Below are 15018 nucleotides of genomic sequence, written 5' to 3' on the forward strand. Positions count from 1 at the left end.
AATGGCGCATCGACCGTGATTTGATCTAGCTCCCCAAACCCTAGCCGCCCTTGCCCAATCGGCATCTGTGGCAAGATAACCATGAGATTCGTTGCAGAGTGGGAGACTTAAATATGTCGAGTTCTAGAACTCTACTGATTACCGGCGCATCTACAGGTATCGGTGCCGCAACTGCCCGACAGGCAGCCGCGCAAAACTTCAACCTCGTCTTGGCTGCCCGCTCTACTGAAAAGCTGGATCAATTGGCGAAGGAACTGGGTACCGATAACGTTCGGACTTTTGCCTGTGATGTCACCGACTATGCGGCTCAAGAAAAGTTGGTAGCCAACGCAGTAGAGGCATTTGGCAGTTTGGATGCGGTGTTTGCTAATGCTGGTTGTGGCGGTGAGCCAGGTGGGTTTTCGGGGGCTCCGGTTGAGTCTTGGCAGCGCATCGTTAACACCAATATTTTGGGCGTTGCTTATACGCTGCGGGCCAGCCTAGCAGAACTAAAGAAAGCCAAAGGTCATGTCATTATTACTAGCTCGATCGCGGGGCGTACAGTGCTGGGGGGGTCTATGTATTCAGTTTCGAAATGGGCGGTCTCAGCGATCGGCTATAATCTGCGCGAGGAGATGCGAGGCACGGGAGTACGTGTCACTCTCATTGAACCGGGGATGGTGGACACACCTTTCTTTGATGACCCAAAACCCGATGCACTGCGCCCCGATGATGTGGCTCGAACGGTTCTCTTTGCGCTCTCACAACCTCCCAATGTTGATATTGGTGAACTTGTGGTTTTGCCAACACTACCTGTTGAAGGGTAATTGATAGAGCCTAGCTACGGTGCTTCGCATTGTAGAAAACTGCTACCACGGCACCATTTCTGTGGAGTTTGCACCAGGACATACCTGCTTTACAGTGTGTTTACCCTTAGGGTAAGCAGAAACAGCTCATCCTAAAGTTAGTTAAACAGTGTTTCACCGCATTGGAAGCTTGCGAATGCGCACAGTGTCGTCGCTGATAGTCACTGCTACGCCTTCGGTTAGTTCTGACTGGAGAGTGGGTAAAACCTCTAAAAGCTTCTGAGTGACCACTTCAGGTTTGGCAGAAGATAACCGTAATGTGATCAGACTTGGCTGACTTTGCTTACTAAGCGCTACCAGCATGGAGAAATCTAGGTCTTGCGTTACAACAATGCGACCATCTACTCTCGCAAACTCTAAAATCTCGGCATCAGCGGCAGTTGCGGGCAACAGATCTGTAGAACGTACTATGTCGTAGCCCTGTAACTTTAGCGCTGTGACGGTTAGAGGAGAAACGTGAACGTCAGCAATGAAGCGTAGATTGCTCATGCCGACGTGAAACTAATCGTGCGATCAGATACCGCCCAAGCCGCATAGTTGAGAGCCTGGCGAATATCTTCTTCCTCTAGTTCTGGGTATGACTCTAGAATCTCTTGCACAGATAGTTGGCTAGCCAGCAGCTTTAGGAGAAAGCTTACCGTGATGCGCATACCCCGTATGGTCGGCTGCCCAAGACATACTGCTGGATCGACTGTAATGCGGTCAAGGTGGCTGAGCACTAAAGTAGTCCTTAATATGTGCGTGCCTTCATTTTAAGAATATATCAATGGTTTAACCAGTCTCCACTTAAGCTGGCCAAGCTTTTATCACAAAATCCAAAGCTGGAGTGATAACCATAAGCTTAATAAATTTACATGGTCTTGCGCAAGCCAGGTGCTCAGAGGATTTCTCGATGGTCGGTGTGCATTAGGTCGTTATACGGTGCGGCCTAAAGCCGACAATACCATCTCAAACAACTCGTTTGCGTTATTAGTACATCCAATAGCACCATGACGGCGTGACTCCGCAACGTGCTCTGGATCTCTCGAGCTGGCGTAAATGATAAATGGAGTTTGATCCCCACTAGACCGCAGCTTATCCAGGAGCGTATAGCCTGCGCGAGAATCTGGTGGTCGCCCCATATCAGAAATAATTGCATCAAAACGTTGGCGAGAAATTTTCTTCAGCGCCTCATCTGTCGACATTGCCAACACAAAACTAACTCCTAGCGCTTCAAGTGCTTGACGTGCGTAAACATTATTATTTGGGTTATCGTCCACCCAAAGGACTGTTGATCTACTCGCACGTCTTATCGCGCGAGGCGTAACAAAATCGGCGACAATATCTGCGGCAATCATCGCTTCTTTTGCAACGCTCTCACGAGTCTTATCTTCATCAGGTTTAGATGCAGCAGCAGCAGACAGAGCAGCAACAACTTCAGCTTGCTTTTTCTTTAAGGATGCCTCAAATCCAGCCCCCTTAAGAGATAGCTCCCCCAAGCTTGAGAAGAACTCCCGCAAGTCCTGGCCAAAGCGGACAAGGATAAACAGAATTATTGCCGGCCAGATGAGGACGTTGAGCAATTTTGTAATCGCATCAAATAGCTTAACAATATCGTCAACACTCACTGTTCACCTAACCAAAACATGACGTATCAAACACTAACAGATAACCTTACAGTGCGTCTCGACTAAACCTGAGCCGCATACTAATTCATTGAATTGCTTTAATCTACCTAATTTACTCTATAGGTCATGTAGGGAGATTCCTAACTACTTAATCCAGCATACAGGGTGAATAGGTAGTGGATAATTTGCATAATAGCCTTCTCAGATGTGGATAGGCAGAACTTTCGTGCCTAAATATTTGCTTAACAGTCTGAGCATCTTCTTCACGGTTGACGGGGAGCTTTTGTATCAGTACACTCATCCATTAAGCCGTTTAAGCAGAACGGTGGCCATGCAGAACTCGAAAACTTTGGCGCTGCCTGAAGGTGTTCCAGCACCAACAGACAGCTAACCCCGCAAATCTATCGGGCAGATTGCGAGGCTAGGGAGATCGTACCCTAGTCACTCCAGTTTGCACTTCAACTGCGGGTGGCTAGGGTTTTCGCGTTCTGTCTTCCTTAACCACAAAACAGGAAAACAGAACCGATGTTTGAATATCTTGAACCAGACGCCAACGACAACCCAGAGGCCGGGTCCCTACCGCTGCCGCCTTCTGGCGCAAACAGCACAGGGAGCCGATCGCTAACCCCCGAGAAAGTGCGCCACATGCTCTACGGCAGCCTCGCCGCCCTAGACCGCACCATCAAAATCCTCCACGCCCTCGGCTACGCCGACCCCAACGACTGGAGCGACCCCCTCCCCGTGCCGCCCAGCACCGAAGACGCCGCTAGCGCCCCCGCTCAGTGGATGGTAATTATGACCAAAACCATTCTGCTGGAGTAAGTTACAGCCTCAGATCCCAGGGTTCCAGCAGAGGTACTTGCTTAAGGTGAAGCACTAGAGCTAGAACCCTGGGATCTATCCCGCTGAGACTTTTGCTCTAGCAGCGCTTCCACCGCCGCCAGTAGCTCTGGCTGGCCCCAGTTTTGGTAGAGCGAGGCGGCGATCGCACATCCCCCCGCCCCCACCCCCTCCTTCACAAATCCCCGCTCGTAGGCTCGCAGCGCCTCAAACCGCGACTCCGCAAAGCTCAACTGCGTCGCCATCAAACAGGCCCCCGTCAGCTCCGCCAGCCCCACCGTATCTCCAGTGGCATCCTCCGCTACCCAGCGCGTGGTGCCTACCACCACGTTGTCGGGTTTCCAGTCACAGCCTTCCGCCGCTGCGATCGCCACCATCAGCGCGTACACCGCCAGCATTTGTGTGCCCCCCGCCAGCAGCACTGGCTTGGTACGGCTAGCGGCGATCGCCATCCCCGCCACCACCGGCTGCATCGGGTCACCCACCGCCGCCACCACCTCTAAGGGATGGGGCCGAGCTGGCAATCCTGCTAAAGCCAATCCCTCAGCAACCAAGGCTTGTTTCTGGTTGTGATTACAAGTGGGGTGGCTGCTGTTAACCCGCTTTGCCGCATCTACCCCCAGCCCGGTGAGTAACCCTAGGGCCGTGGTCGTGCCCCCCACCACGCACTCCGCCAGCAGCAGGTAGTTGCTTGCGTCACCCAGCAATTCTCCCTGGGCCAACCCCTGCTGCCAGAGATGCTGCACTACCGCTAACGGTAAAGCCGCCCCGGTACTTAGGCACTGAGCAGGCTTACCCTCCAAATCCACATGGGGTACAGTCGGCGGCTGAGGCAATCCAGCATTCAGAATGACGAGGGGAATTCCCTGTTCTGCAAGGACGGCCTTAGAAATCAGCGCTGGGGAAGCTCCGGCCTGAAGCGGCGGCAGCCGAAACTTCGGGGATGACGTGAGGCCATTGACCATAAACTCAGCATCGGCTAGGGCCGTGTAGCGGCGATCGCGCGGAGTCGCTCCCGCCGCCGAAATCCCCTCCACCAACCCCGTCTCCGTAAACCCCAGCGTCAGAACTAGCCCAGGCCGCAACCCCCGCACCTGCCCCAGCCAATCTTCCCCCCGCTGCCGCTGCGTATAAGTCTTAATCAACACCTCCCCCATCCACCCGCCCACTCATCCACCCATCCACCCCTCCAATCTCCTACTCCTTCAACAAATCCTGCACCCACCCCGGCGGCTCCGGAATCTTCGCCCCTAGTCGTCCCAGCAGCAGCCAGGCCGCCAGATGCACCGTAAATAGATACACTACATTGCTCGCCAGCACCGACACCAGGGCTAAGATCTGCACCGCTTCCACATTGGCCTGGCCCAGCACGCCCACATCCAGCACGCCCAACCCGACCAGGCGCTCTAGGCCCCAGTTCAACATTTGCGTCACCTGGGTGGTCAGATATACCCAGAGATCTTCGCCTACCAGCACCGACGACAGCCACAGCCGAAAGAAAAAGCCAATGGTGCCTAGCAGCGACCCCATTGCGATCGACACATACCAGTTAGTTCGCCGCACCCAAAAAAAGCCTAGCTGCACCCCCAGAAGCGCGTAGGGTATCAAAAATAGCAGACTGCGCGGTGGCCCCATCAGCACCGACAGCAGCAGCCCTGACACCAGCGCCGACATCCAGGCCGCCCGTGGCCCCCAGCGCAGGTAGACCAGGGCCATCGGCAGCGGAAACAAAATTCGCAGAATTGGCCCTGGCGGGAAATAGGTATTCACCAGCCAAATCAGCGCGGCGGTGCTGGCTAAAAAGGCCGTTTCGACCATCGCCAGCGGGCCAGACTTGAGCCGGTGCGACAGATCGGGTGCATCGGCCTCAATCTCTGCGGTGCGGTACTCCAGGTAGGTGTCTAGCCCATCGAAATCGCTCGCAGCGTCGTCAACCTGGGGCACAAATTTAGCCCCAGGGGCGGGGTCAGGGGAATGACTCATGAATGGCTAAACCAGCAGACGTTCTAGGGCGTTGATGTCGGGAATGCTCATCAGGTCTTTGTCCCGCACAATTAGCCCTTTCTTTTCTAGCTTACTCAGTACGCGCGTCACCGTCTCTCTGGCCAGGCCGCTGAGGCTGCTCAACTCCCGATGGGGCAGGTTGGGAATCTCAATGCCGCTGGTGCTGCGCTGCCCCTGTCCATCGGCCAAAAAGAGAATGATGTCGGCCACCCGCGAGGTGCTGTCAGACTCGCGCAGCCGCAGGCGACGGTTGACCTGTCTGAGCCGCCGCGCCATCAGCTGCGACAGACGAATACCGGCCAGGGGCTGGGTGTTGAGCAGCTTGACAAAGTCGCTGGCAGGCATACTGCCAATGACTGTGGGCACCAGGGTGATCACGTCGGTGGAGCGGGGCACCTCTTCGAGGGGGGCCATTTCGCCAAACAGCTCGCCCTTGCCCAAAATATTGAGGGTAACTTCTTTGCCGTCGAGGTTGTAGGTGCGAATCTTAACCCAGCCTTCCAAAATGAAGTAGACCGAGCTGCCCCAGTCGTTTTCGAGCAAAATCACCTGGTTGGCCGGGTGGCGACGAGAAACCACGTGGCTGGTGGCTTCGGCTACAGCTTCCTCCGGCAGATCCTGAAATAACAGCGCCGAACGAATTAGTTTGAGATCGGCGTCCGTATCTCGAGGATTGTAGCGGGCATCCATTTATTACCCCAACATTAATTTTTTTGTTTAAGTTAGTGATATTAAATCGCTTCAACCCATCCTATCCCAGGCTAGGGGTAGAATTTTCCCCTGGTGGCCTAGCGGCGGAATCCAAAGTCTTAGCACTATATCATTCCTCCACTACTCGACCAGGGCGATCGCCGAAGACCAGCCCTAGGAGCGATCGCCCCCAGGGCTTGGCTCCATCAGAGGTGTCTCCAACGGCCCCTTCTAGTGACTTCGCAGGGTAGAGGCACATCCGTTGAAATCAGCGGCGCTAAGGTATGGTCTGACGTGATTTTTGCAGTCGCCTGACATACACTTTGGCAATCGCTGGGGTAAAGGTAAACACAAGGGGTAGCCGTGCAGCAGGACGAACTGGAAGCTCTGGTAGCCGAAATTGACTCAATCTTGGGGGAAGCCGCGCCACGGCTGCCCTGGGTGATGTCGAATGATGCCAATCAGCGCCAGCTGCTGGCCCGAGCCCGAGCCTATTTAGCCGAGGTGAAAGCGGCCCCTGAAGCTCAAGCTGCGCCTACCAGCGGCTTGCCCAACGACCCGACCACCGCTGCCGCTAGTCAGGTGCTCAAGGCGCTCCTGCAAGAAATGCAGTACCTGCGCGGGCAGACCATGCAGATTCTCGACCCGCTGCGCAACGAGGTGGCGACCCTCAGGCAGCAGCGGGAGCTGTTGCTGCAAGAGGTGCAGCAGCTTCAGCAGCAGCGCGTGCAGATCGACCAGGGCGCCAACCTTCACCAGCTACCCCCTAGCTGGGAGGCAGCCCTACAGCAGATGACCCAGCAACTCGAGGCCCGCCTCGGTGCCCAGGTGAACCAGTCGGTGCAGCGGTTGGAGTCGGCCACGGCCACCGCCTATGGGCTGATGCAGTCTCCCCAGGGGTTTGTCGATGGCGACGCTCCTGGCCTCACTCCAATGCAGCGGCTGGAGTTTCTCAAGCAGCTCCAGGCCCAGTCTGACCAGGTCATGCTGGGGCTCGATCAGTCGCTGCGATCGGTGTTTGACACACTGCAACAGAGCATTTACAGCTACCAAGATTCGCTCAACCAAGGGCTCAACCAGATGCACACCCTGGGCCAGCAGGGCGAGCTGATGTTTAGCGCCCTGGTGACCCATCTGGGTCAGCAAATCAACGCCGAGACTTTGACCTATTTAGAGTCGAGTCAGCGCCGCGAATTGCCCCAGCCCCAGCCGGAGACCTCCACCCCTGAGACCCTGGGCGGCAATGCCTTTGCTGAGGGAAGTGACCCATCGGTCGATTTAGAAGCAGAGTTGGAGCTAGAGGCTCTAGATATTGGCTTTGATGATTTGGATGATTTAGGTGACGACGAACTCACTCTGCTGCAAATTGAAGATGAAATTACCGAACTCCAGCTCGACGGCAACTTAGAGGCTGATTTAGACGCTGCCGAGGCTAGTGCATCTTCACCCCTTGATTTGCAGCTACTCAACAGCCTCAGTGCTGCTGCCCCCGACCCATCACCGGCAGTGTCACTACCCAACGATGATGGCCCCGCTACTGAGGTGGTAGCAGCTGGGGTAGAGGCCGATTCAGGCTTAGACGATCTCTACCAAAGCTTGTTTGGCGGTGGATTCTTTGCTGATGCCGCTGAGGCCCCGACTGCGACTGACTCAGGGGATGCAGTAGATGATTTTTTGGAGATCGACCGATTGAGCGAGGATGAGGCTCTCGCAGATGAGCCTGATGCGATCGCATCCCCCATGCCAACCACCGATCTGCCCCGTCCCGACGACCTAACCCTGCTCACCCAGGCGGCTGAGGTGGCCGAGACCGAAGCGGCTGCCGACCTCACCAGCCTCGACCTCACTAGTCTGCTGGGGGAAAGTGCGGGGGGACTAGGCTCCATGGCACCCGCCGATGCTAGGTTCGACCTTCCTGACACCATCAAATCCTTCGACGATTTGCTGCCCGCCAGCCCCGGAGAGGCGGGGAACGCAGAGACTACCATTAGCGATGGCGAAGACCTGCTGGGCGGGTTTATGGCCGCTTCCCCCGAAGAAGATCTGCTGGCCCAAGATACTCTGCCCACTACGGGCACCTACGACCTGGCGATGGACGACATCATGGTTGACCAGCTCCAGCAAGACCTGGAGAATCTAGAAACCGAGGTGGCCTCTGACAGCCTGTCATCCACTAACGCAGAACTGGATCTGACCGATTCTCTAGAGCTATTTGACCCGCCTGCGGAGGTGTCTCCCCAATCGGCTGGCGATGGGTCACCCTCCGCCATTGCTGGCGTTGATCTGTTCGCCGATCAAGCGCCTGCCCCCGATCGCCTCACCGAGGCAGCCATCCCAGAAGCACCCAGCTTTGATCTATTTGGCGACGAGCCCACTGCTACAGAGCTGGCTCAAGACCTCGACCTGTTTGGCACGGAGACCGCCACCCCTCCTACCGCCGCCTTAGATCAGGTGACACTGAGCGATCTTGCGATCGACTCCCTCGAACAATCCCCGACGGCAGAGCCGCCCGCAGCGGAGCCAACCTCAGACTGGGCTAGCCTCGATCGCTTAGAACTGGAGACGCTAGAGCCAGAGCCAACTTTCGCGGAGGAGGTGCCCAACATCGATCTGTTCAGCGACGCAGCGTTGGCAGACCTCGCCCTAGACCAGTTAGAGACAAACCAGACAGACCTTCCCTTAGATCAGCTACAGGCAGATCAGCCGTCGCCCGTCGCCAATTCACCCGCCCTAGAGAACATCAGCCTTGACCTGTCTGATCCGTCGGTTTCTAGGGTTGATGAAGCCGTGAATGATTTAGGCGTAGATGACTCAAGTGCTAATGACCTGGGCATTGATCTATTCGCAACCCCTGCCTCAGATGACGCTGCCGGAGAGAATGCAGTTGATCTGTTTGGTCAGCTTGATCAGCCATCGCCTGACTTGGATGAATCCGCCGGAGAGGCCGACGGCATTGATCTATTTGACAGCTCCGTAACCGATGCGGGGGTTCAACTCCTCGACCTGGCGGCTCCCGTGGCAGAACCGCCGAGGATTGATCTATTCAGTGAGCCAGGGCCAGAGACGGCTGCCCCCAGGGATGGCGGCTTGAATCTGTTCGATATCTCGGCGCTGACCCTAGATGGCCCTGAACCAGACGAAGCCGGTCTTGATTTATTCGGCGATGCGGCTGTGCCAGAAGCCTCTGCGCCAGACGCCCCCGTAGCAGAACCGATCGACCTTTTTGGCGAAGGAAGCCAGCCCCAGCAGCCTGAGTACAGCGATCTGTTTGGCGTCAGGGATGAGGCACCTACGACGGCAGCTAGCGATTATCTGGCCTCTATGCTGGCGGAGCTAAATTTAAGCCTAGAGCCTGAGCAACCAGCCCTGGGCGAGTCGGGCATGACCCTTGACGATCTCACCGAGTTATCTCCCCCTGCACCAGCTCAACCCTCTTCCCCATCCTCTAGCTCCACAACAGGAGCCACTGGCCCCTCCCTCACCCTAGAGAATTTGCTAGGAGAGCTGACCCTCGACCCATTAACCCCGCTGGCTCCCGACCCAAAACGTGAAGAAACTAACCTAGACGAGCTAGCCTCCACTGGGTTTGGCGAAGCCCCTGCCCCAAAGCCTTCTACCCTGCCCCCGGCTGAGTTTACGCTGGCTGATTTTGAGATGGGCAGCCCCCTCGACTCGGCCCGACAGCCCGACGCGCCAGGCGACACGATGGCTAATTTGTTCTCCGATCAGCCCCCCGCTGCACAGTCGGTTTCAGAAAATCTCACCCTAGAGGAGCTTGATCTAGAAGGTGAGTTGCCTGATGCTTTAGCTCCACTAGAGTCTGGGCCGTCAGAGCTAACGCTGATCTCCGACTGGGGGCTATCAGCTGCACCTTCGGAGCCCGCTGCGCCAGATCTCTCGATTAATCTGGATGACTTAAACCTGAGCCTAGACGAACCCATTGGAGATGAGCCTAGCCTAGGCGATCTTCTAGATGCTGGGCCAACAGAGCCAGGGCTTACCCTAGAAACTTGGCAACCACCTGCTACGCCTTTGGAGTCTGACACTGCGCCAGATCTCTCGATTAATCTAATCGATGACTTAAACCTGAGCTTAGACGAACCCATGGCGGATGAGCCTAGCCTAGGCGAGTCGTTTGGTGCTGAGCCAACAGAGCCAAGGCTCACCTTAGAAACCTGGGAACTATCTGCTACGCCTTCGGAGTCTGCTGCGTCTGAGCTCTCGATTACTCTAGATGACTTAAACCTGAGCCTAGACGAGCCCGTCGCGGATGAACCCAGCCTAGGGGATTTGCCTGCCCTGGGAGAGTTGGTGGCAGACGATATTGTGGCCAACGCTCCGGTAGAGACGGCTACTGACTGGGAGCAGGAAATCAGTCTCGACAATATTCTAGATGCCGCCGGGGCCAATTTTGAAGACACTCCGGCCTCGTTAGCAGAGCCGCAGCCAGAGCCTGTCGACCCTATTCAAGCGGTGACGGCAGAGGCGACCAATTCGATGGAGGCCATGATTGACTTCATCAATCTCGATGCGCTATTGGGGGAGCCTCTGACCCCGGTTTCTTCAGAACCGAGCCTTGAGTTAGACCTTGACCTCAACCTGGAGCTTGACAACCTAGACGATGAGTCCCAAGATGCTGAACCCCAAGACTTTGGGAATCTAGACCTCGGGACGCTGGATTTAGAGCCGTTGGCTGGCGATGAGGCGATCGCCCAGCCCGAGCCTCGCGTCCCCCTCGATAACTCGCTGCTAGCTGAGTTTGACCTAGGGAGCGATCGCCCCCCAGCAGACGATCTCACCGATTTAGAGCTGAACCTAGACCTGGGCCTTGATGCAGAACCCGCGGCCCCCCGCACCGACCTAGATTTTTCTGTAGAAGACTGGCTGGGAGAGTCTACCTCTGCCCAGGATGAGGCCGCTGGGGCAGAAACTAGCCTGAGCAGTTTGGACGATTCTTTAGAGCAGCCCCTTATCCCAGCGCCGGAATCAGACTGGCCCCTAACCGCAGAACCCACCCCGAATGAACCCGAAAACTACTTCTTTGATAAACCCATTGAGGACGTAGAAGAGATTGCCGTTGAACCAGCCGCCGTTGATAATCTTGCCTTCGACAGCTTTTTTGAGCTTGAGACCGCTGCCCCTGAGGCAGATGCGGTTGAGCCAGATGCGATCGCCCCAGCCTCAGAGCCCGACTTTCCAGACGCAGTGGCCTCAGAACTCAAGATTCAGGCACCCGAGATCTCGGAACCAGAAGCCCCGCCAGACTTCCCAGAGCTTGATCAACTGCTAGCAGAACCAGACTTTGACACTGAATCTACCCTGGCCGCTGTCCCCAGTGGTTTAGTTGCGCCAGTCGTAGAGCCTCCGACAGTCCCACCCGAGATTGCCGAACCCGAACCCCTTGCACCGGCCACCGTTGAACCTGAGGCGCTTGACCCCGCAGCGATTGAATCCGCAGTCGTCGAACCCGAACTCCTCGACGATCTGGAGATCGATCAATCCGAGACCGTCATCCTAGGGCCGCCAGTGGAAGCTGAACCAGCGCCTGCCGCACCCACCCCGCTGTGGTTTTTGGGTTTGGATGTGGGGACTACGGGGCTGTCGGCGGTGCTGCTAGAGCGTCGCGGTGGACAGGTTTATCCTCTTTACTGGGTCGATAACGCCATCTCTGGGGTGACCGCCGACAAATTCTTTCGGCTGCCATCGTTGGCATCGGTGGAGGCTAACGACGAGGGCTACCAGGTGCAGTCGGTGGGCTCATCGGCCCTGACCGTTAGCTGGGGCGACGGCGATAGCGCCGACCAGGGAGCGGTTTTGCTCAAGGCGCTAAAGCCCTATCTCAAACTGGGCATTCCGTTCGCCGGGGCAGACGGCCCCGAACCTCAGGTGCAGTGGTCCGATCGCGATCGCATTCCCCTGCCCGTCTTCCAAAACAGCCTGACCCGGCTGCTGGCCACCCTGCCCGTGGGGCTGACCCCCGAGGCCGCCTTTACCGTGGGTGCTGTGGGCCTCGATGCTGAGGCGATCGCCCGAGCGATGCAGACCCTCAGCGGGGTCGTCGTCAGCTACCCGGCCAACTGGCCCGATACCTACACCTTCAACCTGCGGGAGGCGGTACTCGGGGCAAGGCTCACCGCCAACCCCGACGATATCTATTTTGTCGAAGATGCGATCGCCGCTGTGCTCTCCGGTCTGCCCGACCCCTCGACACCGCTGCCCGAGGGCAGCGGCCAGCCCATGCAGCAGCAGACCCTCTATGCCTGCCCCTGGACTGGGGGCACGGTGGTGCTCTCCGCCGGAGCCACGGTGACCGAGGTGGGCATTGTCGATCTGCCCCGCGCCCTAGGGGAACTCTCCTACGGCGACTTTGCCCTGCACTCGATGAGCTACGCGGGCGACGCCATTGACCTCGACATTATCTGCCATCTGCTGCACCCTGCCGAACGTCGCCAGAGCCGCCCCGCCGAGGGTTCGGGGCGATCGCCGCAATCTACCGGCTGGGGCTGGCAGGCCGCCATGCCCGAGCTAGACGGCACCCACTGGAGCGATCTCGACCTCGACGGCTGTGAGATGCCCCGCCCCGCCGAGCCCGACACGGCTCGTCGCCAGCGCCTCTATCAGCGGCTAGAAACCTCCCTGCTGGGTCAGAGCGCGCTAGAAGCAGCGCGACACCTAAAGATTATTCTTCAGCACCAGCCCCAGTTTGAGCTAGAGCTGGCCGACCAGCGCTGGGTGGTGCGCAGCAAAGACCTCGAAGACCGCATCATTCTGCCCTACATTCAGCGCATCAACGGCCACGTCAACCGGCTGCTGAGCGAGGCCGGGCTTAGCAGCCAGGGCATCAACCAGGTGATCTGCACCGGCGGCAGCGCCTCGTTGCCCAAGATCGCCCGCTGGCTGCGGCAAAAGTTTCCCAATGCCACCATCGTGCAGGATACGTACCACAGCGATCGCCCCCCCAGCTGTAGCCGGGTCACCTACGGGCTGGTCAACCTGGTGCGCTATCCCCAGGTGCTCGACCTCACCCGCCACCAATACAGCGACATGTTTTTGCTGATGGAGGTGCTGCGTACCCTGCCCGAGCAGCCCATGCCCCTCAGCGGCATTTTGCACCTGCTAAAAGAACGAGGGCTGAATGTGGAAGCCTGTCAGGCCCACCTGATGGCGCTGCTAGAAGGTCGCCTGCCTCCCGGTCTGCTGCCCAGCACCACCAATAGTCCCTCGGTGCTGGTGCCCGCCAGCGATGACCTGGCGACCCTGGCCACTACGCCACTGTTTACCCGACCCAACGGTCAGGTCTACGTGCCCAACCTGGAGCAAGGCCAGCGGCTGACCGATTATATGGAGCATCTACTAGCCAACAAGCACCAAACCCTAGTTGACCCCCTGCTGAGCCAGCTCACGGTACTGAATGTATAGGCTACGCTTTCCTTGTAAGGGCGTTCAGAGCTGTGGCTTAGGGCTGAGCTTACAATAGGGATACCTGGCACTGAGGATGGGCGATGGTAATGACCGCGCAACAACTGGCAGATTTAATGCCAGATGCAACTCAGCTAGAGAGCAATGAGCCAGAGATGGAAAGTTCGCTGCACTATGCTCAACTAGCGCTGCTGGTGGCTTGTCTTGAGTGGCTATGGCGCGATCGCACTGACTTTTTCATTGGCGCCAATCTCACTATCTACTTCAGCCGCGAACAGCTCAAAAATCGCGACTTTAGAGGGCCAGATTTCTTTTTAGTGAACCAAACTCAACGCCGTCCACGAAAATCTTGGGTGGTATGGGAGGAAGGTGGGCAGTACCCCGATCTGATTATCGAGCTGTTGTCTCCAGCTACCGCAAAAACTGACCGCAGTCTCAAAAAAGTGCTCTATCAAGACCGCTTTAGAACCCCAGAATATTTTTGGTTTTCGCCAGAGACGCTGGAGTTTGAGGGCTACCGGCTGGTGGGGCAGCACTATGATGCGATCGCCCCCAACGAAGCCGGTCAGCGATGGAGCGAGGTCTTGGGCCTATTTCTGGGTGTTCAGGACGAGACCCTGCGCTACTTTCACCCCTCAGGTGAGCTAGTGCCCACCCCAGAGGAAGCCGCTGCTGCTGCCCAAGAACGAGCCGATCGCCTGGCTGAGCAGCTAAAAGCGCTGGGGGTGGAGCCAGAGGCGTAGGCAGGCTCAACCCCCAGTGATGTTCTGCTTACTCAATGAGCAAGGTTTTCGTCAGAATGACCATCCATGTCATTCCTTCTGGAAGGGCTGCGCTCGATGCACTGCTGTTGGGCGGCACGGGGATGGGGTCGCTCCAGTCGTTGGGGTCGGCGTAGCCGTAGGCGTGGAGGATTTTGATGGTGCGATCGATGCCCGCTAGGCTGCCGTAGAGCAGGTGGCGCACTCGCTCGGGGCGGGGCTGGGGTTGTGCAGAGTGAGACGGCGGAATGTGCGACGCGCCGCTGGCGTCGGGGTCGAGATATTCAAACATCGGTTCTGTTTTCCTTCTATGAGTTTGAGGAAGACAGAACGCGAAAACCCTAGCTAACCGCAGCTGAGGTGCAAACTGGGAGAGCTAGGGTACGATCGACCTTAGCCCGGCAATCTGCGCAAGAGATTTGCGGGGTTAGCTGTTCGTAGGTGTTGGAAGCGCCTACGGACAGCGCCAAAATTTTCGAGTTCTGCATGATCGCCGGTCGGGTTGAACGGCTTAACGTAGAGAATAATGGTATAGGCGCTCGACGTCAACCATGGAGTAAATGAGGATTTTACCTAAAAAAGATAAAAATTTGCTAATGAGCTGCTGAAATCAACTTAATATACGGAAGGTCTCTTGTAATCCTTCATTTTTAGGATAGATACACGAGATCTCTCAGCCTATTGTCCCCATTTTAGGTAGATATGCAGGAACTTTCCCGCTAACAGGATTGTTAGCTGCCAAAAGACTTTAAGAGGGCGTTTGAAAAGTTGATTGGGCAGTAAAAAAGCTCACACGGTCTAGGCTGAGATTACTAAGACTACAGCCCCGTGAGAGCGATGAGTAAAGCCTAC

12 protein-coding genes are annotated in these 15018 nt (G+C 56.8%); 4 read left to right on the forward strand and 8 right to left on the reverse strand.

The window, feature by feature from the left end; genetic code table 11:
- Positions 1 to 50 precede the first annotated feature (50 nt).
- Positions 51 to 806 carry an SDR family oxidoreductase gene (locus H6G07_RS23020; protein WP_084173567.1) on the forward strand — a complete coding sequence of 252 codons (756 nt, stop codon included), beginning with the start codon at positions 51 to 53 and terminating at the stop codon, positions 804 to 806.
- A gap of 153 nt (positions 807 to 959) precedes the next feature.
- Here H6G07_RS23020 and H6G07_RS23025 read toward each other — a convergent pair whose 3' ends face one another.
- The 3 genes from H6G07_RS23025 to H6G07_RS26960 all read right to left on the reverse strand — a co-directional run bounded on the left by H6G07_RS23025 (position 960) and on the right by H6G07_RS26960 (position 2452).
- The gene (locus tag H6G07_RS23025; protein ID WP_073610663.1) at positions 960 to 1334 is read right to left on the reverse strand and encodes a DUF5615 family PIN-like protein; all 375 of its coding nucleotides are present in this window, start codon (positions 1332 to 1334) and stop codon (positions 960 to 962) included.
- Complete coding sequence (locus H6G07_RS23030; protein WP_073610664.1) at positions 1331 to 1564, reverse strand: DUF433 domain-containing protein; 234 nt, start codon at positions 1562 to 1564, stop codon at positions 1331 to 1333. Before H6G07_RS23030 ends, H6G07_RS23025 begins: the two co-directional genes overlap by 4 nt.
- A gap of 195 nt (positions 1565 to 1759) precedes the next feature.
- Entirely contained in the window at positions 1760 to 2452 is a 693-nt protein-coding gene (locus tag H6G07_RS26960) for a response regulator (protein WP_073610665.1), read from the reverse strand.
- A gap of 525 nt (positions 2453 to 2977) precedes the next feature.
- Between H6G07_RS26960 and H6G07_RS23040 the strand changes: the two genes are divergently transcribed.
- Complete coding sequence (locus H6G07_RS23040) at positions 2978 to 3274, forward strand: hypothetical protein (protein WP_073610666.1); 297 nt, start codon at positions 2978 to 2980, stop codon at positions 3272 to 3274.
- Between the two features lie 41 nt (positions 3275 to 3315).
- Here the strand turns inward: H6G07_RS23040 and cobT are convergent, their stop codons facing one another.
- The 4 genes from cobT to H6G07_RS26765 form a co-directional block, all read right to left on the reverse strand.
- Positions 3316 to 4437 (reverse strand): nicotinate mononucleotide-dependent phosphoribosyltransferase CobT, encoded by a 1122-nt coding sequence (gene cobT, locus H6G07_RS23045; RefSeq protein ID WP_199312375.1) that lies wholly within the window; start codon positions 4435 to 4437, stop codon positions 3316 to 3318.
- A 52-nt stretch (positions 4438 to 4489) separates the two neighbouring features.
- On the reverse strand, positions 4490 to 5275 hold the full coding sequence (locus H6G07_RS23050; RefSeq protein WP_073610668.1) for a DUF2232 domain-containing protein: 786 nt from the start codon (positions 5273 to 5275) through the stop codon (positions 4490 to 4492).
- 6 nt (positions 5276 to 5281) lie between these two features.
- A complete protein-coding gene (locus H6G07_RS23055) occupies positions 5282 to 5986 on the reverse strand; it encodes a Crp/Fnr family transcriptional regulator (RefSeq protein WP_073610669.1) in 705 nt (234 codons plus the stop codon).
- 130 nt (positions 5987 to 6116) lie between these two features.
- Positions 6117 to 6245: a hypothetical protein gene (locus H6G07_RS26765; protein WP_277882106.1), complete on the reverse strand. Its 129-nt coding sequence runs from the start codon at positions 6243 to 6245 to the stop codon at positions 6117 to 6119.
- Positions 6246 to 6349: 104 nt separating this feature from the next.
- Between H6G07_RS26765 and H6G07_RS23060 the strand changes: the two genes are divergently transcribed.
- Together H6G07_RS23060 and H6G07_RS23065 are read left to right on the forward strand one after the other, a co-directional pair.
- Entirely contained in the window at positions 6350 to 13405 is a 7056-nt protein-coding gene (locus H6G07_RS23060; RefSeq protein WP_073610670.1) for a hypothetical protein, read from the forward strand.
- 89 nt (positions 13406 to 13494) lie between these two features.
- Positions 13495 to 14148, forward strand: a complete 654-nt coding sequence (locus tag H6G07_RS23065) for a Uma2 family endonuclease (protein ID WP_338420725.1) — start codon at positions 13495 to 13497, stop codon at positions 14146 to 14148.
- 28 nt (positions 14149 to 14176) lie between these two features.
- On the opposite strand, the gene H6G07_RS23070 is transcribed toward H6G07_RS23065, so the two are convergent.
- Positions 14177 to 14458, reverse strand: a complete 282-nt coding sequence (locus H6G07_RS23070; RefSeq protein ID WP_073610672.1) for a hypothetical protein — start codon at positions 14456 to 14458, stop codon at positions 14177 to 14179.
- Between the last annotated feature and the right edge of the window lie 560 nt (positions 14459 to 15018).

The organism is Phormidium tenue FACHB-1052 (genome assembly GCF_014696675.1).
GTDB lineage: Bacteria > Cyanobacteriota > Cyanobacteriia > Phormidesmidales > Phormidesmidaceae > Nodosilinea > Nodosilinea tenuis_A.